This is a genomic window from Micromonospora sp. WMMD558 (assembly GCF_049315255.1).
Taxonomy (GTDB): domain Bacteria; phylum Actinomycetota; class Actinomycetes; order Mycobacteriales; family Micromonosporaceae; genus Micromonospora.
On record NZ_CP186061.1, the window covers coordinates 455,817 to 480,096 of the forward strand.

Consider the following 24,280-nt stretch of genomic DNA (forward strand, 5'->3'; position numbering starts at 1 on the left):
CGTGCGGGACGTGGACCGTCAGCGGCGGTCGATGTCGCTCGCGACGTCCTCCTGGTAGCTGGCACCACCGTCGGACTCGCTGGTCAGCGGCTTGGCGCCGCCCTCCGGCGGGCCGGCCAGCGACTGGCCACCGGCGGCCAGCTCGGGGAACTTGTGGTCGAACGCCGGCCGCTCGGAGCGGATCCGCGGCATCCGGTCGAAGTTCCGCAGCGGAGGCGGCGAGGTGGTCGCCCACTCCAGCGAGTTGCCGTGGCCCCACGGGTCCTCGACCTCGACCACCGGGCCGGCCTTGTACGACTTCCAGCAGTTGTAGATGAACGGCAGCGTCGAGATACCGGTGATGAACGCGCCGATCGTGGAGATCATGTTCAGCGTGGTGAAGCCGTCGGTCGGCAGGTAGTCCGCGTACCGCCGGGGCATGCCCTCGTTGCCCAGCCAGTGCTGCACCAGGAACGTGGTGTGGAAGCCGATCATGGTCAGCCAGAAGTGAATCTTGGCGAGGCGCTCGTCGAGCATCCGGCCGAACATCTTCGGGAACCAGAAGTAAATGCCGGCGAACACCGCGAACACGATCGTGCCGAAGAGCACGTAGTGGAAGTGGGCCACCACGAAGTACGAGTCGGACACGTGGAAGTCCAGCGGGGGGCTGGCCAGCAGCACGCCGGTGAGACCGCCGAAGAGGAACGTGACGAGGAAGCCGATCGAGAACAGCATCGGCGACTCGAAGCTGATCTGGCCCCGCCACATGGTGCCGATCCAGTTGAAGAACTTCATGCCGGTGGGGACGGCGATCAGGAAGCTCAGGAAGCTGAAGAACGGCAGCAGCACCTGGCCGGTGGCGAACATGTGGTGCGCCCAGACGCTCATCGACAGGGCGGCGATGGCGATGGTCGCGGCGACCAGACCCTTGTAGCCGAAGATCGGCTTGCGGGAGAAGACCGGGATGACCTCGGAGACGATGCCGAAGAACGGCAGCGCGACGATGTACACCTCGGGGTGGCCGAAGAACCAGAACAGGTGCTGCCACAGCATCGGCCCGCCGGTCGCGGGGTCGTACACGTGGGCGCCCATCAGGCGGTCGGCGGCGAGCGCGAACAGCGCGGCGGCCAGCAGCGGGAAGACCAGGATCGCCAGGAGGCTGGTGACCAGGATGTTCCAGGTGAAGATCGGCATCCGGAACATCGTCATGCCGGGCGCGCGCAGGGTCAGGATCGTGGTGATCATGTTGACCGCGCCGAGGATGGTGCCCAGACCGGAGATGGCCAGGCCGACGATCCACATGTTGGCGCCGACGCCCGGCGAGTGCTCGACGCTGCTCAGCGGGGTGTACGCGAACCAGCCGAAGTCGGCGGCGCCGCCCGGCGTGATGAAGCCCAGCGTGGCCAGCGACCCACCGAACAGGTAGAGCCAGTAGGCGAAGCTGTTCAGCCGGGGGAAGGACACGTCCGGCGCGCCGATCTGGATCGGCACGATGTAGTTCGCGAAGGCGAACACGATCGGCGTCGCGAAGAACAGCAGCATGATCGTGCCGTGCATGGTGAAGAGCTGGTTGTACTGCTCGGGCGACAGGAACTGCAGCCCGGGCCGGGCCAGCTCGGCCCGCATGATCAGGGCCATCAGGCCGCCGATCATGAAGAACGCGAACGCGGTGACCATGTACATGATCCCGATCTGCTTCGCGTCCGTGGTCCGCAGCAGCCGCGCGATGGCCGACCCCTTGACCGGCGCTCGGACCGGCCAGGGCCGGGTCACGACCGGCTTGGGTGCGACGGTGGTCACGAGTGGCCTCCGGTTCTGGGTTGTCCCGCTCGGCACGCGTTGTTGTCTGCGGGCCGTCATCCGCAAGGAGGATAGTCCCCGGCAGGTGGCAGCGCCGCGTGGGGTGGTCGGGTAACCTGCGCCACCCGGCACCCCGGACCGCGCCCGCGCCCGCCGCCGTCGGCCCCGGCCACCGTCAGAGCGGACCCAACAGCAGCCGGTAGTGCTCGCCGAAGATGCGTCCGCCGCGCCCGCGCAGCAGCGGATCGCGCAGCGCCGGCGGCACGTCGCGGGTCCGGTTGCGGTCCCGGGTCCGGTCCCGCACCCATCGGGTACGCGGGCGACGACGACTCTCGTACGCCGTCAGGGCCGCCTCGACGCTGCCGGCGGCCGTGAGCGACTCGGCGAGCACGACGGCGTCTTCCAGGGCCATCGCCGCGCCCTGGGAGAGGGTCGGCGCGGTGGCGTGCGCGGCGTCACCGACGAGCAGCACCCGCCCCCGGTGCCAGCGGCCCAGCTCGACCTCGTCCGTGGCGCCGACGTGCACGTGGTCCAGGCAGTCCAGCACCTCGGGCACCGGGCCGCCGTAGTCGCCGAAGAGTTCCCGCAGCCGGGCCACCGGGTCGACCGGCGGCTGGGTGCCCGTCTCGTCCGCGTAGCAGTGCAGCCGTCCGGCCCCGATGGGGACGATCAGGAACCCGGCCCGCTGCCCGAGCAGCGCGGTCCACTCGCGGACGGGCGGCGCGTCCCGCACCACGCTGCGGTAGACCACCTGCCCGGTGGGGCGTGGCGGGCCACCGAGGGAGGCGAGCGTACGGATCGAGGAGCGTGGCCCGTCCGCGCCGATCACCAGGTCGTACTCGGTGGCGGTGCCGTCGACGAACGTGACGCCGACGCCGCGCGGCAGCAGGTCGATGCTGCGGACCTCGGCGCCGTGCCGCACGGCACCCCCGGCGCCGGTGAGCAGCACCCGGTGCAGTTCGGCCCGGAGCAGCGCCCGGCACTCTCCGACGCCGGTCCACAGCGCGTCGAGGTCGACCTCGCAGAGCGGCGCGCCCGCGGCGTCGAGGAAGTACTGCCGGTGGATCACCTGGCCGAGGGGGCGGACCGGCCCGTCGAGGTCGAGCCGGCGCAGCGCCCGCGCGGCGTTGCCGGGCAGGTAGAGGCCGGTCTCCGGGAGCTCGCCGGCGGGGAGCTTCTCGGTGACGTCGGGCCGGAAGCCCGCCATCCGCAGCGCCCGGGCCACGGCGAGGCCGGCGATGCCCGCGCCGACGACGAGGATGCGCAGGGGGGAGCCACCCATGGTGGTGTACGCCTCCGGAGGGGGTTCGGCACGCGTTGGAGGCAAGACACTACTCGGCGCAATCGACGCACACCAGAGTCAATCGGTCCCCTCGGGGCAACCCCTTTCCGCGCCGCGCCGGTTCCTGGACGACCACCAGCGGGCCGCCCGTCGCTCACGTGACAAACCTCACTTTCCATCTCATTACTGCCGTCTTGTTGCGCGAGGGTTTCAGAGATGTAAATGTGTCGACTAGCGTGGGAGCGCTCCCGAACCTCCACCACCGACCGTCCGGCGCCACGCGGCGCCGGTGACTGAGGAGCACCATGAAACGTCCACTCCGCGCCATCGCGGCCGCGGCCCTGCTCGCCGCCGGGTCGATCGTCGCCGTGGCCCTCGGCGGCACCGCCTCCGCCGACACCCAGATCTGCGAGCAGTACGGCTCGACCACCATCCAGGGCCGGTACGTGGTGCAGAACAACCGCTGGGGCACCAGCGCCCAGCAGTGCATCAACGTCACCGACACCGGCTTCGAGATCACCAGGCAGGACGGCAGCAACCCCACCAACGGCGCGCCGACCGCGTACCCGTCGATCTTCATCGGCTGCCACTACACGAACTGCTCCCCCGGCACCAACCTGCCCATCCAGGTCAGCCAGATCAGCAGCGCCAACAGCAGCATCACGTACCGCTACGTCAGCGGAGCGACCTACAACGCCTCGTACGACATCTGGCTCGACCCCTCACCCAAGCGGGACGGGGTGAACCAGATGGAGATCATGATCTGGCTCAACCGGCAGGGCTCGATCCAGCCCATCGGCTCGCCGGTCGGCACCGCCAGCCTCGCCGGGCGCACCTGGGAGGTCTGGCGCGGCAGCAACGGCTCCAACAACGTCATCTCGTACGTGGCCCCGTCGGCCATCACGAGCCTGAGCTTCAGCGTGCTGGACTTCATCAACGACGTCCGCAACCGGGGCGCGATCACCAACTCCTGGTACCTGACCAGCATCCAGGCCGGGTTCGAGCCGTGGCAGGGCGGTGTCGGGCTGGCCGTCACCAACTTCTCCGCCTCGGTCAACGGCGGCGGCAACCCGACCACCCCACCGCCGAGCACCCCACCGCCCACCACGCCCCCGCCGACCACGCCACCGCCGGGCGGCAGCGGGTGCGCGGTGAAGTACACGCCGAACTCGTGGGGCAGCGGCTTCACCGCCGACGTGCAGATCACCAACACTGGGTCGAGCGCGATCAACGGCTGGACGCTGGCGTACACGCTGCCCGCCGGGCAGACGGTGACCAACTCCTGGAACGCCACGGTGACCCAGAGCGGGTCGTCGGTGACCGCGCGGAACGTGAGCTGGAACGGCTCGATCGCGCCGGGCGGCACGGCCAGCTTCGGCTACCAGGGGACGCTGAGCGGGGCGTACTCCTCCCCGACCAGCTTCACCCTCAACGGAGCCGCCTGCACCCGCTCCTGACGGCTGCGTCGGGGTGCCGCGTCGTTGTGGCGCGGCACCCCGGCGAGGTCGCGTCTCGACGTCACAGCCCGGCCGCGCCGGGACCACGCTGGTCAGACGCGGGTCAGCCGGACGGCGTCGGCGATGACGTACCCGGCGGAACCGCTCCACCGGCTCACCGCCACCCGGTTGGCGTCGCCGGCCGGGAGGGCGAAGGTGCCGAGGTTGCGCCACTGCCCGCCGTTCACCCGCTGGTCGACGTAGACGGTCTGGTTGCCGGTCGTCGTCGCGATGATGTACGGCGTGCTGGCGTTGTAGCCGGAGACCGCCGGCCACCACGCCTCCACCCGGTAGCTCGCGGTCGCCGGGACGTTGAACTTGTACCAGGCCGCGTCGCTGGCCGCGACGGGGTCGGCGTACCGGTAGTCGGCCCCGTACCGCTGGGCGGAGTACGTGGAGACGCCCCAGTTGGCGCTCGCGCTGAACCGACCGGCGGTGGAGTTGTCGACGATCGCGCTCCAGGCCGTGCCGCCACCGGCCATCTTCGCGGCGACGTCGGAGCGCATCACGTTCAGGTCGATGAAGGACGGGTCGATCTTGCCCGTGGTGCTGGTCTCCCGGTGCCCGCGGGCGTAGCTGGCGTCCTTGCCCAGTTGCTTGAGCACGGCGGCCGTGGCGGCGACCGAGGCGTTGTACTGCGCCGCCGTCATCTGCTGGTTGACCCCGTTGTAGTCGATCTCCCAGCCGATCAGCATCGTGTTGCCGTCCCCGGCGGGGATCGGTCCGCTCGCGCGGGCGGTGCCGGCGTGGTTGCAGCGGCCGGCGGAGATGACGTGGAAGACGCCGTGGTAGTCCACCAGCGCCTGGCAGAGCGGGCCGGGCAGGTCGGACCGGCCGTTGATGCAGATGTTGAGCGCCGGGTGCGGGTTGGTGGCGCTCGAGGTCGCGGCCGTGTGGTGCCAGAGCACGCCGATCGGGTTGAAGCTGCCCGGCCGCATGCGGTTGAGCCAGTCGCCGTGGGTCACGACCTGGACGCCGGCGCCCCGCAGCACGTCCACCAACCAGGGGATGGTGGCCATCACGACTCCTGGAGCAGGTCGGCGAGGCACTCCTTCGGCGCGGCGGTCGCGGCGACCGCGGGTGCCGGCCGGGCGGCGACGGCGACCGCGGCGGCGGCCACCAGCGCCGGCACGCCGAGCAGACCTCGGCGGCGCAGACGGACGGGACGGGCAGGGGCCATGGCGTCCTCCAGAGAACTACGAGGATCGATTAATGGCCGTGACGCTACCCTGTCACGTTCGTCAATGTCGATACCCTTCGGCACCCTTGTTTGGGATGAAAGTTTTCGCCATGCCAGGCGCGCCCCGGTCGACCAGCCGAGGCGCTGGGGGAGATCAGGCGCTGCCGAGCGCGTCGATGTCGCGCATCTCCTCGGCGGTGAGGGAGAAGGTGAAGATGTCGGCGTTGGAACGGATTCGCTCCGGCGTCACGCTCTTCGGGATCGCCACGATCTCGTGGTCGACGTGCCAGCGGAGCACCACCTGGGCCGGTGAGACGTCGTGCGCGGCCGCGATCCGGACCAGCACCGGGTCCGACAGGTCGCTGGTCTTGAACGGGCTGTAACCCTCCAGCACGACGCCCCGGTCCCGGTGGTCCCGGTGACGCTGCCGGTCGTACAGCGACGGGCTCCACCGGATCTGGTTGACCGCCGGGGTCTCCTCGGTGGCCTGGATCAGCTCGTCGATCTGCGCGGTGCTGAAGTTGCTGACCCCGACCGTACGGGCCAGGCCCTCGTCCCGGGCGGCGAGCATCTCCCGCCACACCGGGATGCTGTCCGCCGGGTTCGACGGCGGCGCGTGCACCAGCCACAGGTCGACGTGGTCCGTGCCGAGCGCGCGCAGGCTCGCCTCGATCGTCTCCTGTTCCCGGCCCACCCGGTCCGGCGGCAGCTTCGTGGTGATGAAGACGTCCTCCCGGCGCAGGCCGCTCTCGGCGACCGCCCGACCGATCTCCGCCTCGTTGCCGTACATGGTGGCGGTGTCGACGTGCCGGTAACCCGCGTCGAGGGCGGCCAGCACCGCCTCGTACGCCGCCGTTCCGGTGATCTGCCAGGTGCCGAAGCCGAGCAGCGGTATCCGCACGTCGCCGGAGAGCAGAACGGTGGGCTGGTCGAGATCCATACCGACGGTTCTACCCGTGATCGCCCCCGACACACCGGCCAACCGGACCCACACCCCCCGACCGGGCCGACCCCGGGCGGAATCCGCCCCGGTGCCGGAGAATGCGGATGTGGCTGACCGGCTGGCGGAGTACCGGCGCAAACGGGACGCTGCGCGTACCCCCGAACCGGTGCCGGAGCGGGCCCCGGAGGCGGGTGGCCCGGACGGCGCCCGCTTCGTCATCCAGCAGCACCACGCCCGCAGCCTGCACTGGGACCTGCGGCTGGAGCACGACGGCGTCCTCGCCTCCTGGGCGGTGCCGCGCGGGCTGCCCCGGGACACCGGCCGCAACCACCTCGCCGTGCACACCGAGGACCACCCGATGGAGTACCTCGACTTCGCGGGCGAGATCCCCGCCGGCGAGTACGGCGGCGGCCGGATGACGATCCACGACCAGGGCACCTACCGCTGCGAGAAGTGGCGCGACGACGAGGTCGTCGTGACGCTCCACGGGGAGCGGACCAGCGGCCGGTACGTGCTCTTCGCCGCCGGGGGCCGCGACGGACGGGACTGGATGGTCCGGCGCACCGACCCGCCGCCGGACGGCTGGGAGGCCATGCCGGAACTGGTCCGCCCGATGCACCCCACGCCCGCGCGGAAGCTGCCCCGCGACGCCGACAAGTGGGGGTACGAGCTGCGCTGGGACGGCGTGCGGGCGGTCGCGTACGTCTCCGGCGGCCGGCTGCGGCTGCTGTCGGAGACCGACGAGGAGATCACCGGGACGTACCCCTGGTTGCGGGACATGGCCGAGGCGCTGGCGCCGACGGAGGCCGTGCTCGACGGCGTCCTGGTCCGCATCGACAAGGCGGGTCGGGTACGCCCGGCCCGTGGCGGGCGCGCCACCGCCGACGCCCAGTTCCTGCTCTTCGACCTGCTCTGGTTGGAGGGCGTGACCAGCGTCGGGCTGCCGTACGCGCAGCGCCGGGAACTGCTCGACGGGCTGGCGCTGGGCGGGCCCCACTGGCAGACTCCGCCCTGGTTCCCCGGCACCGGCGCCGAGGCCCTGCGGACAGCCGGTGAGCAGGGGTTGCCGGGTGTGGTGGCCAAGCGCCTCGACTCGGCGTACGAGCCGGGCCGGCGCAGCCGCCACTGGCTGAGCATCGACACGAGCTGACCGACCGCGGACGATGCGAGGAGCGCCGTGTACCTGACCCACCTGGAGTGTCCGCGCTGCGGCCGGGAGCACGACGCCGGCAAGCCGCAGAACCTGTGCGGGTGCGGGTCCCCGCTGCTGGCCCGCTACGACCTGGCGGCGGTCGCCGAGGTGGTCACGCCGGAGCGGTTCGGGCTCCGGCCGGCCGACCTGTGGCGGTACCGGGAGCTGCTGCCGGTGGCCGATCCCGGGTACGTCACCACGCTGGGCGAGGGCTGGACGCCGCTGTGGCGCGCCCCGGCGTACGGCGCCGAGATCGGCGTCCCGGACCTGCTGGTCAAGGACGAGGGTCTGGCCCCGACCGGGTCGTTCAAGGCGCGCGGCGCGGCCGTGGGGGTGAGCCGCGCCCGCGAGCTGGGCGTCGAGCGGATCGCCATGCCGACCAACGGCAACGCGGGCGCGGCCTGGGCCACGTACGCGACCCGGGCGGGGCTGGGCGCGACCATCGTCATGCCCCGGGACGCACCCGCCATCTGCCGCCGCGAGTGCGTCGCCGCCGGAGCCGACCTGCGGCTGGTCGACGGGCTGATCAGCGACGCCGGCCGGCACGTCGCACGACTGGTCGCCGCCGCCGACGGCGCGGTCTTCGACGCGGGCACGCTGCGTGAGCCGTACCGGCTCGAGGGCAAGAAGACCATGGGGTACGAGATCGTCGAGCAGCTCGGGTGGCAGGTGCCCGACGTGATCATCTACCCGACCGGGGGCGGCGTCGGCCTGATCGGCATCCACAAGGCGCTGCACGAGCTGCGCGAGCTGGGCTGGATCACCGACCGGCTGCCCCGCCTGGTGGCCGTGCAGTCGACCGGCTGCGCGCCGATCGTCCGGGCCTTCGCCGCCGGCGCCGAGCGGGCCGAACCGTGGGCCGACGCGCGCACCGTCGCGTTCGGCATCACCGTGCCGGCGCCGCTCGGCGACGAGCTGATCCTGGCCGCGTTGCGGGAGAGCGCGGGCACCGCCGTCGCCGTGGCGGACGGGGACCTCCTGGCCGACCTGCGGGGCTTCGCCGCGCGGGAGGGGTTGCTGCTCTGCCCGGAGGGAGCGGCCTGCCTGACGGCGGCGCGGCAGCTGCGGGCGGGCGGCTGGATCCGGGCCGGCGAGCGGGTCGTGGTGCTGAACACCGGCGCCGGCCTGAAGTACCCGGAGACGGTGGGCGTCGGCGGGTTGCCGGTGCTGCCGGCCTGACCGCACATGTGTTAGGAAGGGACCCTTTTACTACCGGAGGCGTTAACAGGGGGCCCTTCCTTACTCCGAGGTGAGGCGCCACGCGGCGTTGATCAGGCCGATGTGCGAGAGGGCCTGCGGGGTGTTGCCGAGCTGAGCGCCGGTGTGCAGGTCGATCTGCTCGCTGAGCAGGCCGACGTCGTTGGCGTGCCCCACCACCCGCTCGAACAGCGCTGCGGCGCGCTCCCGCTCCCCCGCCAGCACCAGGCACTCCACCAGCCAGAACGAACAGAGCAGGAACCCGGCGGGATCGCCGTCCCAGCGCCGTACCAGCCCGCCGTGGGTGGTGAGATCGCGCTCGACGACCTCGATGGTGGCGCGCATCCGCGGGTCGGTGGCCGGGAGGAACCCCGCCACCGGCAGGAACAGCACGGAGGCGTCCATCTCGCTGGCCCCGAAGGAGCCGGTGTACGCCCCGACGCTCTCGTTCCACCCCGCACGCAGCACGCTGCTCCGGATCTCGTCCCGGATCGCCGCCCAGCGGCGGGGGTCCGCGCGCTCACCGAGCCGGGGTGCCAGCGCGACCGCCTTGTCCATCGCCACCCAGCAGAGCACCTTCGACGACACGTAGTGCCGGTCGGTGTCCCGGGTCTCCCACATGCCCCGGTCCGGCAGGTGCCAGGTGTCGGCCACCTGCTCGGTCAGGCCGATCACCATCTCGCGCAGCTCCTCGTCGAACGGGTCGGCGAGCAGGTGGTGCAGCCGCCACACCGCCGAGATCATCTCGCCGGGCACGTCGAGCTGCCGCTGCCGCCAGGCGTCGTTGCCGAAGCGCACCGGCTGGCTGCCGGCGTACCCGCGCATGTGTGTCGAGGCGTGCTCGGAGATGTCCCGCTCGCCCTCCAGACCGAAGAGCACCGGCACCGGCTCCGGGCCGGGGCGGCCGATCGAGCGGGCCGCCCACTGGAAGAGCCGGGACGCCTCGGTGGGGCAGGCGGCCACCCAGAGGGCGTGCAGTGTCATCGAGAAGTCGCGCAGCCAGGCGAACCGGTAGTCGTAGTTCCGGTCGCCGCCGATCCGTTCCGGCAGCGACGTGGTGAGCGCGGCGGCGACCGCCCCGCTGCGGGTGTAGGTGAGGCCGGTGAGGACGACCGCGCTGTGCCGTACCAGGTCCTGGTAGCGCCCTTCGTACTGGTGGGTCTCGCGGTACGCCTCCCACGCCTGCACCGTCTCGGCCAGCATGGTCGCCGGGTCGAGCCGGGCCGGCCGCTCGCCGTACGTGCGCCCGTACCCGGCGGTGAGGCCGACGGTGTCACCGGCGGCGACCTCGAACTCGGTGCGGACCCGGTCCGGGCCAGCGTGCAGCGGCGGGCCGTCCGAGCGCAGCTCCAGCACCGTCGCCCCGGCCACCGCGAGCACCGCGCCGTCCGGCTGGTCGTGCAGGAACGGGGTGAGCAGGCCGTGGTCGGGCCGCGGCGCGAAGTCCGACGCTATCCGTACGCGCCCGGACAGGCCCTCGACGGTGCGCAGCAGCACCGCCGGCGAGTTCATGCCCAGCCGGTGCCCCCGGGCGCCCAGCTCGGCGGCGAGCGCGTCGGTGACCGCGACGCTTCCCTCCGGGGTGTGGTGCACGGTCCGCAGCACCAGCGTGTCCGGCCGGTACGCGCGCTCCACGCGGTGTCCGGGACGGCCCGCACCGACCGGGGCCAGGCACCAGTGCCCGGCGTCGGGGTCGAGCAGCCGCCCGAACACCGCGGGACCGTCGAACCGGTCCGGGCACCACCAGTCGACCGAGCCGTCCCGGCCGACCAGCGCACCGGAGCGGCAGTCGGAGAGGAACCCGTAGTCGGAGATCGCCGGCTGGTCCACCCGCTGCGGGTACCCCGATCCACCGGTGTCAGACCGGCGATCCGCCAGGTCAGGACGTGGGGGGCTGGTCCTCGCCGGCCGCCTCGGCCGCGTCCGCCTCCTCCTTGGTGCGGTGCACCACCTGGTCGGCGTGCTCCGGCGGGCCGTACACGGTGTAGAGCACCAGCGGGTTCGGGCCGGTGTTGACGAAGTTGTGCTTCGTGCCGGCCGGCACCACCACCAGGTCGCCCTGGGCGATCCCGCGCTTCTCCCCCGCCACCCGTGCCTCGCCCGTCCCGCTGACGAAGGTGAGGATCTGATCGACGTCCTCGTGGACCTCCTCGCCGATCTCACCGCCCGGCGGGATCGTCATGATGACCAGCTGGCTGTGCTGCCCGGTCCACAGCACCCGCCGGAAGTCCGGGCTCTTCTCGGCGACCGTCGCGATCGTGAAATGCTCCATGTCGCACCCCTTACCCGCTCCGGCCGTGCGCCACGCCGGGACTCGCAAATGGTGGAATTCCCCACGTCGTGAAGGTTTGGATCCCGGCTGGACGGGGATCGACACCACGACCGGCCCACGGGTCCGGTCGAGCCAGGTCCCCGCTGGCGTACCGCCGTACGGCTGCGGTGGTGGGAGACGGCCAGAGCGCGGCGACGTTCCGACCAGGAGTCGGGCGGCGCCGTGCGCTCGTGTGCGTCTCGGCGCGCCAACGGGGGCCGGAAGTGTCCGATCGTGGACAGTGCAGCCGCCAGCGAGCGGCCCTGACCTGCGGCGGAGCGGACCGGGGATCGGGGTTTGCGGTGACCGCCACGAGTGCCGTGGCTAGGCTGAAGTATGGTGCCCGCCCACGGGGGCCGGGAGGCGGAACCGGTCTACCGCCCCATCCTTGCCAACCGGCGCGGTGAGCTGGAGGCACTCAGCCACCTCGACCCGAGCCTGGCGCCGCTGCTCGCTCCGGTCATCGACGTGTCCCTCCTGGACTCCTTCACCGTGGACGTCCTCGGTCGACTGCCGGCGGCGCTGCTCCCCGCGGTCGACGTCTCCGCCCTGCCCGACGCGCCTGAGACGGAACTGGCGCGCTGGGGCGTACCGCTGGTGCCGGTGATCGGGCTCGCCGAGAGCGAGCGGCGGCTCGTCGCGCACGGCGCCGCGGCCCGGGCCCACGCCCGGCGGGCGCTGGTCCGGTTGCGCATCGGCACGGACCGGGCCGGGCCGGACGCGGCCACCGCGGCGGTGGAACGGGTCTGGCGGTGGACCGGGCTGGACCCGGAGCAGTGTGACCTGCTGGTCGACGCGGCGGACGTGTGCTGCCGGGCCGACGTGCGGGTGGCGGAGCCCCGGGTCCGCCGCCTGCTGGACTGGGCCCGCCGGCACGCCTGGCGCTCGATCAGCGTGGCGGCCGGCGGGATGCCGCCCGCCCTGTCCCGCCTGCCCACCGACGAGCCGGTCCGGCTCGACCGGTGGGACTGGCTGCTGTGGCAGGAGCTGGCGAATCTGGGTGTCGGCTACGGCGACTACGGCGTCCACCCGGCGGCGCGTGACACCGACCAGGCGGGCGACCGGCTGCCCACGATGCGTTACACGGCCGACGGAGCGTGGTGGATCTACCGCTGGTCGCGGCGGGGCGGCCGGGGCGACGACCGGTTCGCGGACCTGTGCCGCACCCTGGTCGCGGCCCCGTACTGGCCGGCGGCGGGTGGGGCGTACTCGTGGGGCGACCACGAGATCGTCCGCCGTGCCCGGCGGTCCGGTGGAGCGGGCTCGACCAGCACCTGGGCGGCGTGGTGCACGTCCCATCACCTCGCCCACGTGCTGACGGCCCTGCGGGCCTCCGCGCGGGACGCCCGGCCGGGACGGATGCCGCCCGGTCAGCCGATCCCCGGTCGGCCCGCCCGGCCGAACCGCGGCGGAACCGCCCGACGGGCCGGTTGATTCTGGCTCACTGCTTCTCGGTGAACCCGAACTGCACGATGCCCTCGTCGTCGACGGTGGCGTCCACGGAGGCGTCCCCGAGCAGTTCGGCCGCGTCCGAGTCGAGGAAGATGCGTGCCCCCTGGTTGTCGACCACGTGGTCGCCGTCGACCGGCCGCTCGACCAGCTCGACGGTGAGCGAGCCCGCCTCCGGGTCGGCGGCGATCCGGACGCCGCCGTCCTCCGCGACGTCCTGCTGGTTGGCGAGGTCTCGGATCACCAGCACGGCGTTGTCGGTCATGGTGAGCATGGCGGAACTCCTCGTGATTCCTGGGATACGCGACCGGCCACCGACGGCGGGCCGGGGCGACAGGGACGTCGCCCGTCGCGGCTCGGGGCCCACGACCGGGCCCCTCAGGGCCTACGGTGCCCGCTACCCGCCCGTCCGTCAACCGGCCCGCCAGCGCGTACCCGATCGGGTGAAAACCGGCGAACGGGCCAGCCTTCGGTCCGATCCGTGCTAGCCGACGAAGATTTTCTTCGCTCTATGCTCTTTCCTGGCAGATATCTCCGTGACAGCATCACCGCATGCATCGTCGTCTCTTCCCCCGGACGCTCGCGCTGGTGGCCGTCGTCGCCGCCGCGGCCACCACCGGCGCACCCACCGCGACGGCCGAGTCGCCGACCCCCGCCGCGACCCGGCTCGACGCCACGATCGACGCGATCCTCGCCGACTCCCGCCTCGCCGGCGCCCAGGCCTCCGTCGTGGTCAAGGACGCCGCCAGCGGTGAGACGGTCTACCACCGCAACGGCGACCGCCGCCTCGTCCCCGCGTCCAACACCAAGCTGCTGACCTCGGCCGCCGCGCTGGAACTGCTGGGCCCGGACCACCGCTTCCACACCGGCGTGCTCGCCGGCGGGCCGCGCCGCGGCACCGTCGTCGCCGGCGACCTCCACCTGCGTGGCGGGGGTGACCCGACGATGCTCGCCGCGGACTACGACGCGCTGGCCGCGAAGGTGGCCGGGTCCGGCATCCGGGTGGTGACCGGGAACCTGGTCGCCGACGACACCCGCTACGACGACACCCGGCTCGGTCCGGACTGGACGTGGGACGACGAGCCGTACTACTACGCGGCGCAGGTCTCCGCGCTGACCGTGGCGCCGGACACCGACTACGACGCGGGCACCGTCATCGTGCACGCCGCCCCGGCGGTCACGCCCGGCGGCCGGCCGGTGGTCACCACCACGCCGGCCACCGGATACCTCCGGATCGACAACCGCGCGACGACCGTCGCGGACGGTGACACGTCGATCTCCTTCGAGCGCGTCCACGGTGGCAACACCGTCGTGGTCACCGGCCAGATCGCCGTCGGGGACGCGCCGGCCAGCGACTGGGTCACGGTCTGGGAACCGACCGGGTACGCGGCCGACGTCTTCCGTTCGGCGCTGCGCCGGCACGGCGTACGGGTGCTGGGCCGTACCGTCCTCGGCCGGCCCACGCCCGCCGCGGCGGTCGAGGTGGCCCGGCACGACTCGATGACCCTGGCGGAGTTGATGGTCCCGTTCCTCAAGCTCTCCAACAACGGGCACGCCGAGGTCCTCACCAAGGAGATCGGCCGGGTGCTCGCCGGGTCCGGCACCTGGCCGGCCGGGATCGCCGCGATCAACGGGTACGTGGCCGGCGCCGGCATGGACCCGACGACCTTCCGCCAGCGGGACGGCTCCGGACTCTCCCGGCGCAACCTGGTCCCCGCGACCGAGTTCGTCGACCTGCTCGCCGCCGTCCGCGCCGAGCCCTGGTTCCCCGCCTGGTACGCGGCCCTGCCGGTGGCCGGTGAGGCGGAGCGCTTCGTGGGCGGGACGCTGCGCAGCCGGATGCGGGGCACACCGGCCGCGGGCAACGTGCACGCCAAGACCGGGAGCCTGACCGGCGTCTCCGGCCTGTCCGGCTACGTCACCGACGCCGACGGCCGGCTGCTGGCCTTCTCCATCCTGCTCAACAACTACCTCGCCTCCTCGGTGAAGGGGCTGGAGGACCAGATCGCCGTCGCGCTGGCGTCGTACACCGAGCAGGGCGCGAGCGCCGCGCGGACCGCGCCACCGGCCGTGGCCGAACCTCCGGCCGCGCCCGAGGACCGCGAGTGCTCGTGGGTGAAGCCCATCGCCTGCTGAGGACGGACGAGCGGGCGGGGGGCTCCGGCGGAGGCCCGTTCGTCAGGGCCCCCGGTACGACGTCGGCGTCGCACCGGGGGCCCACTGTCCACTCAGCTCGCCGCCTGGGCGCGGAGGTACGCCGCGGTGCGGGCCGCGTCGTAGTCGGGCGGCACCCCGTCGACGATGATCGCGGACCCCTCGACGTGCCGGGTCCGCAGCGGCAGGATCTCCCGGTACGCCGGGGAGTCGTACCAGGCGCGGACCGATTCCCGGTCCGGGAACTCGATGATGACGATTGTGCCCGGCCACTCCCCCTCGATCACCTCGATCTGCGGCCCGTGCACCCGGAACCGCCCGCCGAACGGGTCCAGAGTGGCCTGGATCAGCTCCAGGTAACGGTGGATGTCCTCGTGGTCGAAGTTCGGGGTACGCAGGTGTGCGACGGCGAACGCGGTCATGGCCCTCCCCTGGGTGCGCGACGGGCCGATCCGTCCAGCACGGTCGGCGGCACCACGCTACTCCGGCCCGCGATCACCGCAACGCCGCCGCCTGGAGGTTGACGCCGGCGCAGTCGTCGGTGAAGGCGTGCTCGGCGGTCCAGGTCAGCACGAGCTGGGCACCCTCCGGGGCCTGGAAGCGCACGACGAACTCGGCGGACCGGCTGGTGTGCGGGTCCTCCATGCGCAGGGTGCGGGTCGGGCCGCCGGTGGAGAGCCGGGCGTCGAACCGGCCCCGGGCCATCCAGGTCCCGGCGTAGACGTGGACGGTCCGCGGCTGGCCGCTCCCGGCCACTGCGAGCGTGAAGCCGCGGCCGACGCCGCAGGTGTAGACCCCGTGCGGAGTGCCGTCGGTCGACTCCACCGGAGTGCCGCCCCGCCATCGGAAGGTCTCCTGGTTGCCGTCCCAGGAACCCCGGCGGCCGCTGCCGCCGTCGTCGCGGATCTCGCCGGAGCCGCCGCGCTTGCGCACGGTCGAGTCGTCGCCGCGCAGTCCCCAGTGGATCCAGTCCCGGGTGCCCACGGCGGTCAGGTCCACCTCCGCGGGCACGTCGTTCCGGGTCAGGGTGAGCACCGGTGGCGGCGCGGGCGTCGGCGTCGGGGGTGCAGGCGTCGCCGTCGGCGACGGGCTCGGCGGCCGCTGCCGGGGGCGCAGGCCGGGCGACGCCGGACCGGCGGCCGGCTGCGTGCCGGGGGGACCGCTCGGCCGGCCGACCCCGGCCGGCACGCTGCCCGCCACCGGTGGTTCCTCCGGTGCCGGCCCGGAGCCCCAGTTCAGGTACGCGAGCAGGGCGGCCAGGCACGCGGGCGCGGTGACGACCGCGACCGCCCAGCGCCGGCGCCGCCCGGGCCGGGACAGTCGGCGAAGGGCGCAGCGGGCCCGATCCGCGCCGCTCGACGACCGGTGCCGGGCGCCCGGATGCCTGCCGCGCCGAGGCCCCTGGGTGCCCGGCGGCGTCACGTCCTCCTCCGGCACCGACCCTCCACTCCCCACGGTTGCGCACGCAGCGCCCGAAGCGGCGTAAACGTTACGCCGTCCGAGGGGTTTCACGTTTGCATCAGATCGGACTTCCCGCCAGTCCGCGCCCGTTCCGTGTGCCCACTTCGTTACCCGTTGGTAGCGTTCCCAGCTCCGTCCACCTCCCGCGTTCAGGGGGTAGTCACGAACGTCACTGGATCATGGCTCAGCCGAGGTGGAAGCCGAGCGTCTGCGCGATCACCAGCGCCTGCTCGGCGTCGATGACCGCTCCCGCCCGCTCGACCTGCGTCGGGTCGAGCGCGGTCAGGTCGCTGCCGCGCAGGTCGACGCGGGCCAGGCGGGTGCGGCTCAGCGTCGCGCCGGACAGGTCCACCCCGGTCACGGTCGCGCCGGTCAGGTCGGCTCCGGTCAGATCGGCCTCCCGCATGCGTACCCCGGTGATCCGCACGCCGCGCAGGTCGGCGCCGGGGAGCGCGACGAACGACCAGTCCCCACCGTCGACGGTCAGCGGTCGCAGGTCGCACTCGGCGAAGGTGCTGCCGACCAGCTTGCAGCCGGTGAACTCGGCCTCGAAGAAGTTGCAGCGGCGGAACACACACCGGGTGAAGGCCGAGTCGACGTGCCGGGAGGCGTTGAAGTGGACGTTGCCGAACGTGCAGCCGGTGAAGACCGCGCCCCGGGTGACCGCCTCGGTCAGGTCCACCCGGTGGAACTCGCAGCCGACGAAGTGCCGGTCGGTGATCTCCTCCCCGTACCAGTCGTCGTCGCGGAAGGTGGTGCCCTCGGTCAGCTCCGGCATCGGCCCAGGCTACTGACCGGCACCGACAGGTGTGGCCGGCCGCCCTTCCGGCTGCGGCGTACCGCCGGGTAGGTTCGCCGGTGTGAGCGTGGCACGCAGCATCGACCCGGACCAGATCGGCTTCGACCCCACCCGCCTCGCGCGGCTCGACGAGCACTTCGGCAGGTACGTCGACGACGGGCGGCTCGCCGGCTTCCAGGTGGTGGTCACCCGCCGCGGCGAGGTGGCGCACTCCTCGACGTACGGGCTGCGCGACGCCGAGGCCCGGCTCCCGGTGGAGGCGGACACGCTCTGGCGCATCTACTCGATGACCAAGCCGGTCACCTCCGTCGCCGCGATGATGCTTTGGGAGGAGAGCCGGTTCGAGCTGACCGACCCGATCAGCCGCTGGCTGCCGGAGTTCGCCGACATCCGGGTCTACTCGAAGGGGTCGACGCTCAAGCCGTACACGGTGCCCGCCGTCGAGCCGATCCGGGTCTGGCACCTGCTCACCCACACCGCCGGCCTGACGTACGGGTTCATGCAGACCTCGGTCGTCGACGGTCTCTACCGGGCCGCCGGGTACGACCTGTACCCGCCGGCCGACGTCGACCTCGCCACCGCCTGCGCGGCCTTCGGCGAGCTGCCGCTGCTCTTCCAGCCCGGCACCGCGTGGGGCTACTCGGTCGCCACCGACGTGCTCGGCCGGCTGGTCGAGGTGATCTCCGGGCAGAGCCTGGACGCGTTCCTCGCCGACCGGATCTTCCGCCCGCTGGGCATGACCGACACGCACTGGTGGGTGGAGGGCGACACGGCGACGCGGCTGGCCGCGCTGTACGCGCCGGATCCGCGTACCGGCCGCGCGTTCCGCTACGACAAGCTCGGCGCCCTGGCGTACGAGAAGCCGACCCTGCTCTCCGGCGGCGGCGGGCTGCTCTCCAGCGCCGCCGACTACCACCGCTTCACCCAGATGCTGCTGCGCGGCGGCGAGGTGGACGGCGTACGCCTGCTCGGACCGCGCACGGTGCGGTTCATGACCCGCAACCACCTCCCTGGCGGCAGCGACCTGGAGACGCTGTCCACCGGCGGCTTCGCCGAGACCACGCTGGAAGGAGTCGGCTTCGGGCTCGGGTTCGCCGTCGTGGACGACCCGATCCCGTCCCGGGTGCCGAGCAGCGTCGGCGAGTACTACTGGGGCGGGGTGGCGAGCACGGCCTTCTGGGTCGACCCGGCCGAGGAGATCACCGCGCTGTTCTTCACCCAGCTGCTCCCGTCGAGCACCTGGCCGATCCGGCCGCAGCTGCGCCAACTGGTCTACTCGGCGCTGGTCGACTGACGCGTTCCCCGGCGGCGGGGCCGCGCCGTCCCTAGCCTGGGGGCGTGAGCAACATCGTCGTGTTCGGGGCGGGCGGGACCGCGGGTTCCCGGATCACCACCGAGGCGTTCAACCGGGGGCACCGGGTCACCGCCGCGGTACGCCGGCCGGAGGCCACGTCGTACCTGCCGGCGGGCGTCCAGGTCGTCACCGGGGACGCGACCAGCGAGCGCAGCGTACGGGAACTGGCGCCGGAGGCGGACGCGTTGGTGGTCGCGATCGGCGGTGACCAGCGCGGTCTCTGGCTGAACGCGGCCCGGACGCTGGTCGGCACGCTGCGCGAGATGCCGGCCACGCCTCGGATCATCCACCTGGGCGGCGGTGCCACCCTGCTCACCCGGAAGGGCACCCGGATCCTCGACGAGCCGGACTTCCCCGAGGAGTATCGCGACGCGGCGATCGGCCAGGCCGAGGCCTTGGACTTCTACCGCTCCTCCGCCGACGGCGTGAGCTGGACCTATGTCTCCCCGCCGCCGCTGGAGTTCCATCCGGGCGAGCGGACCGGGCGGTACCGCACCGGCGACGACCACCCGGTGACCGACCACGAGGGCCGCTCGGTGCTCAGCTACCAGGACATGGCGGTGGTGATCGTGGACGAGATCGAGAACCCGCGCCACGAGAACTCCCGCTTCACCGCCGCGTACTGATCAGTCGGCGAGGCGGGCGGGGAAGCCGCCGGTGGCGATCGGACCCCACGAGTCGATCCTCACCCGGATCAGCGACTTGCCCTGGCGCACCATCGCCGCCCGGTACTCGGCCCAGTCCGGGTGCTCGCCGGAGATGCTGCGGTAGTACCCGACCAGCGGCTCCAGCGCGTCCGGCAGGTCCAGCACCTCGGCGGTGCCGTCGACCTGCGCCCACGGGCCGTTCCAGTCGTCGGAGAGCACGCAGGCGGAGACCCGGGGGTCACGGCGGATGTTGGTGACCTTGGCCCGCTCGGGGTAGGTCGAGACGACCAGGCGTCCCTCGGCGTCGACACCGGCGGAGACCGGGGACGACTGGGGCCGCCCGTCGGCGCGGGTGGTCATGAGGAGGACCCTGTGCCGGGGCCGGAGGAACTCGATCAGCTCGGCGCGGTCGACCCGGGTGTTCGTCGCGATGCTTCGTGCCACCGCTCGTTTCTACCAGGCTTGCGGGACCGACTCCGGTTCCAGGATGTCGGGTGTGCCGGCAGGAGGCGCCGCGACCGTCCGCACCTCGCGTTGATCACGCCTCGGGCGGGACGGCGACGCGGGACGCGCCGGCGGGCTGGGCGGGGACGCGGGGCCGGACCGGCGGTCGCCACGCTCGGCCGTTGGCGTAGATCACCCGGAAGCCGAGGTACGACGCGAGCGGCGCCCAGTGCGCCGAGCCCATTCGCAGTTCGGCGGCGTTGTGCCGCTGCCCGTTGGCGAGCACGTCGAGCAGCACGGTTTCGAACGCGGCCGATTCGACCCAGTCGACTTCCCGGGTGAAACCGCAGATCAGCGCCGCTCCCGTGGTGTGCAGGAAGTCGCGGAGCACGGCGTCGGAGGCGCGCAGCACCGAACAGCTGCCGAAGTAGAGCCGCCGGCCCTCGCAACGGCCGGCCATCAGGTCGGCCACGTCGGCCAGGGCCACCGATTCCCAGTCGGTGAGGCAGAGCCGGCTCGGCTCGCCGTGCATCGCGAAGAACCCGACGCGGTAGTCGGCGTACTGCTTGAGCAGCCAGCGGTCGACGAAGTAGAACAGCTCGTCCCTCGTCGCCGCGTCCTTGTGGATAAACCGGATCTTCCCGAGGCGCTCCAGCAGCTCCAGGGTGGGCAGGACCGAGCCACGCTCGTTGAGATCGCGGTGCCACTGACCCTCGACACAGAAGACCCCACCGCGCGCCACGGGCCCACCTCCCCTCACCCGGACGCTGACGTTACCGGCTCTCCTGACGGCGGAGACATCACCCAGGGTGTGGCGGGACGCGACCTTCCGTGCCCGTTCCCATGCCGTTGAGCGGGTCAAGACGGAATGAGCAATTCGCAAATCGTCGCATTCTCAGCCAGGACTCAGGAAGCGCAGAATCTGAGGACGATTCTCGTTTATCCCCTCCTAACTGACCGATCAGTGTCAGGGTGGAAATCACGGGACGTCCCGGTCGATGTCCTACTCCATTCGCTCTTCCTACCGGGAGGACTTCTGTGCGCACGAAGACCCTGAAACGGGCCGTGGTCGCCCTCGCTCTGGCGCTGCCCGGAGCCGCGATCGCCACCGTGGTCGCCGCCCCAGTCGCCCACGCGGACGGCTGCTACACCTGGACACGCAACCTCTACCAGGGGAGATCCGGCGACGACGTCCGCCAGTTGCAGCTCCGCGTCGCCGGCTGGGCCGGCAACCGTGACATCGTGGAACTCGACGGCCGGTACGGCCCGAAGACCGCCGCGGCGGTCCGGCGGTTCCAGGCCGCGTACGGGCTGCGGGTCGACGGTGTGGCCGGGCCGCAGACCTACGGCAAGATCTACGAGCTGCAGGACGACGACTGCACACCCCGCCACTTCAGCTGGAGCGAGATGGACGACGGCTGCGGCCGGGGTGGCTGGACCGGCGGCCCGCTCTCCCCGGCGGAGACGCGGGGGAACGCCCTGCGCACGATGTGGAAGCTGGAGGCGATGCGCCACAGCCTCGGCGACCAGCCGCTCTACGTCACCAGCGGCTTCCGCAGCCGGGCGTGCAACGACCAGGTCGGCGGGGCGCGGGACAGCCAGCACCTCTACGGCAACGCCGCCGACGTGGTGTCCCGCAGCCGGTCGCTGTGCGACGTGGCCCGCGACGCCCGCAACCGCGGCTTCAGCGGCATCCTCGGCCCCGGCGCGCCGGACCACGGCGACCACGTGCACGTGGACTCCCGGCGCGAGAACAACCGGGACGACACCGCCAACACCACCAGCTGGTCGGCCCCCGACTGCGGGGTCCGCTGACGACCGCACCACGACGACGCCGGCCCGGTCAGGGGTGGGGAAATCCCCCCGACCGGGCCGGCGTCGTGCGCCCCGAGCCTCGCGGGCGTACCTCCGCTCAGCTCGCCCGGGGCCAGCGCGGCGTGGCCGCCGGGCTCGTGCGGCCATGGCCGGCAGGTCGGACCGCGGGCCGCGCGCCGGGCGCGACCACCCGGGCGGCCGCCTGGCCACGCACCGGGTACGCGGGACGCGCCGGCACAGCGGCCGGTGTCCGGGGCGGCACGGCGGCCCCGGGACGGGCCGGCACCGACGTGCGCACCGGCGCGGGCCCGTTCACGGTGAACGGGAACGGCACGTGCACGAACGGGTTGCCGTGCCGCACCAGCGCGTCAACCTGGCGCTCGTTGAGACCGTGTGTCAACAGCACCCGCCGGCCCCAGCGGTGCAACCGGCACGGATAGGTCGCACCGTCGTTGCGGCACAGCGGCCCCGACGGCCACTCCTCCGCCGCGTGCACGACCACCGCCCGGACCGCGAGCCGGACGTCCTCGGGGGTCAGCGGCACCGGGACCGGCACCTCGCCCAGTACCTGATCGATGGGATCCGTCGACTGCTCACCAACTCGCACGGTAGGCCTCCCGCAGCTTGGGTAGCGGGGCGGCTGAGCGCCGCACCACATCCTCGGCCGGGAGTACGTCGCCCACCCCCGGAAGGTTCAATCCCGGTACGCGGCCAGCAGCCTAGACGAGGCCGGCGTCGTGGACCAGGAGGGCCACCTGCACCCGGTTGTTGAGGTCCAGCTTCACCAGCAGCCGCGACACGTACGCCTTGACCGTCGCCACGCTCATGAACAGCTCCGCCGCGATCTCGGCGTTGCTGCGGCCCCGGCCGAGGGCGACGGCGACCTCCCGTTCCCGTTCGCTGAGCGTGGCGAGCTGCCGGCGCGCCCGCTCCCGGCGCGGGTCCGCGCCGCCGAGGCCGGTCACGTGCGCGATGAGCTGGCGGGTCACCGTCGGAGAGAGCGTCGCCTCACCCGCCGCCACCCGGTGGACGGCCCGCACGATCTCGGCCGGCGGAGTGTCCTTGAGCAGGAAGCCACCCGCCCCGGCCCGCAGCGCCCGCAGCACCTGCTCGTCTGCGTCGAACGTGGTCAGCACCAGCACCTCGGGCGGGGCGGGCGCGGCCCGCAGCGCCTCGGTCGCGGCCAACCCGTCGAGCCGGGGCATCCGGATGTCCATCAGCACGACGTCCGGCGCGTACGCGGCGACGGCCGCCGGGACCTCGGTGCCGTCGGCGGCCTCGCCCACCACGGTCAACCCCGGCGCACCACTGATGATCATCGTCAGGGCGGCCCGGACCAGCGGGTCGTCGTCGACGATCAGGACGCGTACCGGACGTTCCGGGGACGCCGTCGGCGTCGCTTCCGGCGGAGGCGTCACGCCGGCCACGGCAGCCACGCGGCGAGCCGGAAGTCCCCGGCGTCGTCCCGCCCGTACTCCAGCCGGCCGCCGGCCAGGCTGACCCGCTCCGCGATGCCGACCAGGCCGGTGCCGGTGCCGGGCAGGTCCGGGGCGTCGACCCCGCCGACCGGCCAGCGGTTGCGGACCTCCACGGCCAGCCCCTCCCCCGGCGCGCCGGCCAGCTCGACGGCGACCGCGGCACCGGCGGCGTGCCTGCGTGCGTTGGTCAGCCCCTCCTGCACGATCCGGTACGCGCTGCGGCCGACCGCCGCCGGCACCCGGTCCGGCGCGGTCACCCGGTCGACGGTGTCGACCCGTACCCCCGCCGTCCGGGACTCCTCGATCAGCGCGGGCAGGTCGGCCAGGGTCGGCTGGGGCCGCTCCGGGCCCTCGGCGGCCGGCCCCTCGGCCCGCAGCACACCGATCACCTCCCGCAGGTCCTGGAGCGCCGCGTGCGCGCTGGCGCGGATCACCCCGGCGGCCCGCGCCACCTCGTCCGGCGGGGCGTCCGGCCGGAACTCCAACGCCCCGGCGTGCAGGCTGAGCAGGGAGATCCGGTGCGCGAGCACGTCGTGCATCTCCCGGGCGATGCGGGTGCGCTCCAGTTGCCGGGCCTGCGCCACCCGTAGCTGCTGCTCCGCCTCGGCCCGCTCGACGCGCTCCCGCAGCGAGACGACCAACTGCCGCCGCGCCCGGACGAACATCCCCCACGCCAGCACGATGGCCGAGATGGCCACCCCCCACGCGGTGGTCGCCCAGTAGGACAGGTCGGAATCCGGACGCAGGTAGGTGAAGACGAAGTTGGTCACCAGTCCGCCGGCGGTGACCGCCAGCGCGACGGCCGTACGGCGGTGCACGATCACCGTGAAATAGATGATCAGCAGCGGGATCGCCGCCGCCATCGAGAACGCCGTCAACGGCAGCGTGGCGACGGCGAGCCCGAGCGGCCAGCGACGGCGCACCCAGAGCAGGCCGCAGCAGACGAGACCGATGACCGCGTCGACCGGGATCAGCCAGCGCTGCTCCAGCGGCGCGGCGAACTCCGGGTCGGGCAGGGTCGCGTCCGCGGTGGCCCAGAGCACCCAGACGAGGGAGAGCAGGAACGCGAGGACGTCGACCACCCAGTCCCGGGTGGTGCGGCGGGGGGCACGGCCGGCCCGCTCCCCGGTGGCCAGCGAGCCCGGCAGCAGCCAGGGATGATCCGGTACGACGGCGCTGGTCACCCCACCAGCCTAGGCAGCCGTCGGAGCACTCGACCAGCTACCGAAGTCGACGTCCGGAGGCGACCTTGGTCGACCCGGCGGCGACCGCCGGCCGCTGCGGACCACCGGTCGGCGC

Annotated in this window: 24 protein-coding genes; 8 read left to right on the forward strand and 16 right to left on the reverse strand. The window is 72.9% G+C overall.

All coding sequences use genetic code 11. The annotated features are described in order from the left end of the window. Window positions 1–18 precede the first annotated feature (18 nt). The gene (ctaD, locus tag ACN26Y_RS02130; RefSeq protein WP_422734157.1) at window positions 19–1,779 is read right to left on the reverse strand and encodes a cytochrome c oxidase subunit I; all 1,761 of its coding nucleotides are present in this window, start codon (window positions 1,777–1,779) and stop codon (window positions 19–21) included. 175 nt (window positions 1,780–1,954) lie between these two features. Then, window positions 1,955–3,061, reverse strand: a complete 1,107-nt coding sequence (locus tag ACN26Y_RS02135) for an FAD-dependent monooxygenase (protein ID WP_155333806.1) — start codon at window positions 3,059–3,061, stop codon at window positions 1,955–1,957. A gap of 305 nt (window positions 3,062–3,366) precedes the next feature. On the opposite strand from ACN26Y_RS02135, the gene ACN26Y_RS02140 reads away from it, so the two are divergent. Beyond that, window positions 3,367–4,518, forward strand: coding sequence for a GH12 family glycosyl hydrolase domain-containing protein (locus ACN26Y_RS02140; protein ID WP_422734158.1), 1,152 nt, complete (start codon window positions 3,367–3,369; stop codon window positions 4,516–4,518). A gap of 92 nt (window positions 4,519–4,610) precedes the next feature. Here ACN26Y_RS02140 and ACN26Y_RS02145 read toward each other — a convergent pair whose 3' ends face one another. From ACN26Y_RS02145 to ACN26Y_RS02155, 3 genes are all read right to left on the reverse strand, one after another. Continuing rightward, window positions 4,611–5,576, reverse strand: a complete 966-nt coding sequence (locus ACN26Y_RS02145; protein ID WP_422734159.1) for an N-acetylmuramoyl-L-alanine amidase — start codon at window positions 5,574–5,576, stop codon at window positions 4,611–4,613. Further along, window positions 5,576–5,737, reverse strand: a complete 162-nt coding sequence (locus ACN26Y_RS02150; RefSeq protein WP_196255764.1) for a hypothetical protein — start codon at window positions 5,735–5,737, stop codon at window positions 5,576–5,578. Before ACN26Y_RS02150 ends, ACN26Y_RS02145 begins: the two co-directional genes overlap by 1 nt. Before the next feature lie 154 nt (window positions 5,738–5,891). Beyond that, complete coding sequence (locus tag ACN26Y_RS02155; RefSeq protein WP_155333809.1) at window positions 5,892–6,677, reverse strand: aldo/keto reductase; 786 nt, start codon at window positions 6,675–6,677, stop codon at window positions 5,892–5,894. Window positions 6,678–6,786: 109 nt separating this feature from the next. Here ACN26Y_RS02155 and ACN26Y_RS02160 point away from each other — a divergent pair, with 109 nt between their 5' ends. Both ACN26Y_RS02160 and ACN26Y_RS02165 read left to right on the forward strand, forming a co-directional pair. Next, window positions 6,787–7,830, forward strand: a complete 1,044-nt coding sequence (locus ACN26Y_RS02160) for a DNA polymerase ligase N-terminal domain-containing protein (RefSeq protein WP_155333810.1) — start codon at window positions 6,787–6,789, stop codon at window positions 7,828–7,830. 27 nt (window positions 7,831–7,857) lie between these two features. Next, window positions 7,858–9,051, forward strand: coding sequence for a threonine synthase (locus tag ACN26Y_RS02165; protein ID WP_155333811.1), 1,194 nt, complete (start codon window positions 7,858–7,860; stop codon window positions 9,049–9,051). A 60-nt stretch (window positions 9,052–9,111) separates the two neighbouring features. On the opposite strand, the gene ACN26Y_RS02170 is transcribed toward ACN26Y_RS02165, so the two are convergent. Beyond that, complete coding sequence (locus ACN26Y_RS02170) at window positions 9,112–10,899, reverse strand: glycoside hydrolase family 15 protein (protein WP_422734160.1); 1,788 nt, start codon at window positions 10,897–10,899, stop codon at window positions 9,112–9,114. Between the two features lie 49 nt (window positions 10,900–10,948). Further along, window positions 10,949–11,341, reverse strand: coding sequence for a cupin domain-containing protein (locus tag ACN26Y_RS02175; RefSeq protein WP_155333813.1), 393 nt, complete (start codon window positions 11,339–11,341; stop codon window positions 10,949–10,951). Window positions 11,342–11,716: 375 nt separating this feature from the next. Between ACN26Y_RS02175 and ACN26Y_RS02180 the strand changes: the two genes are divergently transcribed. Further along, complete coding sequence (locus ACN26Y_RS02180; RefSeq protein ID WP_196255765.1) at window positions 11,717–12,814, forward strand: beta family protein; 1,098 nt, start codon at window positions 11,717–11,719, stop codon at window positions 12,812–12,814. 7 nt (window positions 12,815–12,821) lie between these two features. Here ACN26Y_RS02180 and ACN26Y_RS02185 read toward each other — a convergent pair whose 3' ends face one another. Next, complete coding sequence (locus ACN26Y_RS02185; protein ID WP_155333814.1) at window positions 12,822–13,103, reverse strand: adhesin; 282 nt, start codon at window positions 13,101–13,103, stop codon at window positions 12,822–12,824. 278 nt (window positions 13,104–13,381) lie between these two features. Here ACN26Y_RS02185 and dacB point away from each other — a divergent pair, with 278 nt between their 5' ends. Beyond that, complete coding sequence (gene dacB / locus ACN26Y_RS02190) at window positions 13,382–14,965, forward strand: D-alanyl-D-alanine carboxypeptidase/D-alanyl-D-alanine endopeptidase (RefSeq protein ID WP_155333815.1); 1,584 nt, start codon at window positions 13,382–13,384, stop codon at window positions 14,963–14,965. Window positions 14,966–15,057: 92 nt separating this feature from the next. On the opposite strand, the gene ACN26Y_RS02195 is transcribed toward dacB, so the two are convergent. The 3 genes from ACN26Y_RS02195 to ACN26Y_RS02205 form a co-directional block, all read right to left on the reverse strand. Next, on the reverse strand, window positions 15,058–15,405 hold the full coding sequence (locus ACN26Y_RS02195) for a DUF1330 domain-containing protein (RefSeq protein ID WP_155333816.1): 348 nt from the start codon (window positions 15,403–15,405) through the stop codon (window positions 15,058–15,060). A 73-nt stretch (window positions 15,406–15,478) separates the two neighbouring features. Further along, window positions 15,479–16,420 carry a hypothetical protein gene (locus ACN26Y_RS02200; RefSeq protein WP_422734162.1) on the reverse strand — a complete coding sequence of 314 codons (942 nt, stop codon included), beginning with the start codon at window positions 16,418–16,420 and terminating at the stop codon, window positions 15,479–15,481. Between the two features lie 208 nt (window positions 16,421–16,628). Beyond that, complete coding sequence (locus tag ACN26Y_RS02205; protein ID WP_155333818.1) at window positions 16,629–17,222, reverse strand: pentapeptide repeat-containing protein; 594 nt, start codon at window positions 17,220–17,222, stop codon at window positions 16,629–16,631. Window positions 17,223–17,304: 82 nt separating this feature from the next. Here ACN26Y_RS02205 and ACN26Y_RS02210 point away from each other — a divergent pair, with 82 nt between their 5' ends. Further along, window positions 17,305–18,537, forward strand: coding sequence for a serine hydrolase domain-containing protein (locus ACN26Y_RS02210; protein WP_155333819.1), 1,233 nt, complete (start codon window positions 17,305–17,307; stop codon window positions 18,535–18,537). Between the two features lie 44 nt (window positions 18,538–18,581). Continuing rightward, on the forward strand, window positions 18,582–19,223 hold the full coding sequence (locus ACN26Y_RS02215) for an NAD(P)-dependent oxidoreductase (protein ID WP_155333820.1): 642 nt from the start codon (window positions 18,582–18,584) through the stop codon (window positions 19,221–19,223). Here the strand turns inward: ACN26Y_RS02215 and ACN26Y_RS02220 are convergent, their stop codons facing one another. Next, a complete protein-coding gene (locus tag ACN26Y_RS02220; RefSeq protein WP_155333821.1) occupies window positions 19,224–19,688 on the reverse strand; it encodes a PPOX class F420-dependent oxidoreductase in 465 nt (154 codons plus the stop codon). 94 nt (window positions 19,689–19,782) lie between these two features. Continuing rightward, window positions 19,783–20,430, reverse strand: coding sequence for a DUF6642 family protein (locus ACN26Y_RS02225; protein ID WP_155333822.1), 648 nt, complete (start codon window positions 20,428–20,430; stop codon window positions 19,783–19,785). Window positions 20,431–20,726: 296 nt separating this feature from the next. On the opposite strand from ACN26Y_RS02225, the gene ACN26Y_RS02230 reads away from it, so the two are divergent. Beyond that, window positions 20,727–21,503 carry a D-Ala-D-Ala carboxypeptidase family metallohydrolase gene (locus tag ACN26Y_RS02230; protein WP_422734163.1) on the forward strand — a complete coding sequence of 259 codons (777 nt, stop codon included), beginning with the start codon at window positions 20,727–20,729 and terminating at the stop codon, window positions 21,501–21,503. 97 nt (window positions 21,504–21,600) lie between these two features. On the opposite strand, the gene ACN26Y_RS02235 is transcribed toward ACN26Y_RS02230, so the two are convergent. The 3 genes from ACN26Y_RS02235 to ACN26Y_RS02245 all read right to left on the reverse strand — a co-directional run bounded on the left by ACN26Y_RS02235 (window position 21,601) and on the right by ACN26Y_RS02245 (window position 24,165). Then, window positions 21,601–22,110, reverse strand: coding sequence for a hypothetical protein (locus tag ACN26Y_RS02235; protein WP_155333824.1), 510 nt, complete (start codon window positions 22,108–22,110; stop codon window positions 21,601–21,603). Between the two features lie 112 nt (window positions 22,111–22,222). After that, the gene (locus tag ACN26Y_RS02240) at window positions 22,223–22,939 is read right to left on the reverse strand and encodes a response regulator (RefSeq protein WP_370463289.1); all 717 of its coding nucleotides are present in this window, start codon (window positions 22,937–22,939) and stop codon (window positions 22,223–22,225) included. Next, on the reverse strand, window positions 22,918–24,165 hold the full coding sequence (locus ACN26Y_RS02245; RefSeq protein WP_155333826.1) for a sensor histidine kinase: 1,248 nt from the start codon (window positions 24,163–24,165) through the stop codon (window positions 22,918–22,920). The genes ACN26Y_RS02240 and ACN26Y_RS02245 overlap by 22 nt, the downstream gene beginning before the upstream one ends. Window positions 24,166–24,280: the final 115 nt, after the last annotated feature.

Bases quoted from the DNA above. Each gene is read 5' to 3' on its own strand.
- ACN26Y_RS02150 (WP_196255764.1), bottom strand. From the start codon at position 5,737: ATGGCCCCTGCCCGTCCCGTCCGTCTGCGCCGCCGAGGTCTGCTCGGC.
- ACN26Y_RS02195 (WP_155333816.1), bottom strand. From the start codon at position 15,405: ATGACCGCGTTCGCCGTCGCACACCTGCGTACCCCGAACTTCGACCAC.
- ACN26Y_RS02175 (WP_155333813.1), bottom strand. From the start codon at position 11,341: ATGGAGCATTTCACGATCGCGACGGTCGCCGAGAAGAGCCCGGACTTC.
- ACN26Y_RS02155 (WP_155333809.1), bottom strand. From the start codon at position 6,677: ATGGATCTCGACCAGCCCACCGTTCTGCTCTCCGGCGACGTGCGGATA.
- ACN26Y_RS02205 (WP_155333818.1), bottom strand. From the start codon at position 17,222: ATGCCGGAGCTGACCGAGGGCACCACCTTCCGCGACGACGACTGGTAC.
- ACN26Y_RS02140 (WP_422734158.1), top strand. From the start codon at position 3,367: ATGAAACGTCCACTCCGCGCCATCGCGGCCGCGGCCCTGCTCGCCGCC.
- ACN26Y_RS02145 (WP_422734159.1), bottom strand. From the start codon at position 5,576: ATGGCCACCATCCCCTGGTTGGTGGACGTGCTGCGGGGCGCCGGCGTC.
- dacB (WP_155333815.1), top strand. From the start codon at position 13,382: ATGCATCGTCGTCTCTTCCCCCGGACGCTCGCGCTGGTGGCCGTCGTC.
- ACN26Y_RS02185 (WP_155333814.1), bottom strand. From the start codon at position 13,103: ATGCTCACCATGACCGACAACGCCGTGCTGGTGATCCGAGACCTCGCC.
- ACN26Y_RS02135 (WP_155333806.1), bottom strand. From the start codon at position 3,061: ATGGGTGGCTCCCCCCTGCGCATCCTCGTCGTCGGCGCGGGCATCGCC.
- ACN26Y_RS02180 (WP_196255765.1), top strand. From the start codon at position 11,717: ATGGTGCCCGCCCACGGGGGCCGGGAGGCGGAACCGGTCTACCGCCCC.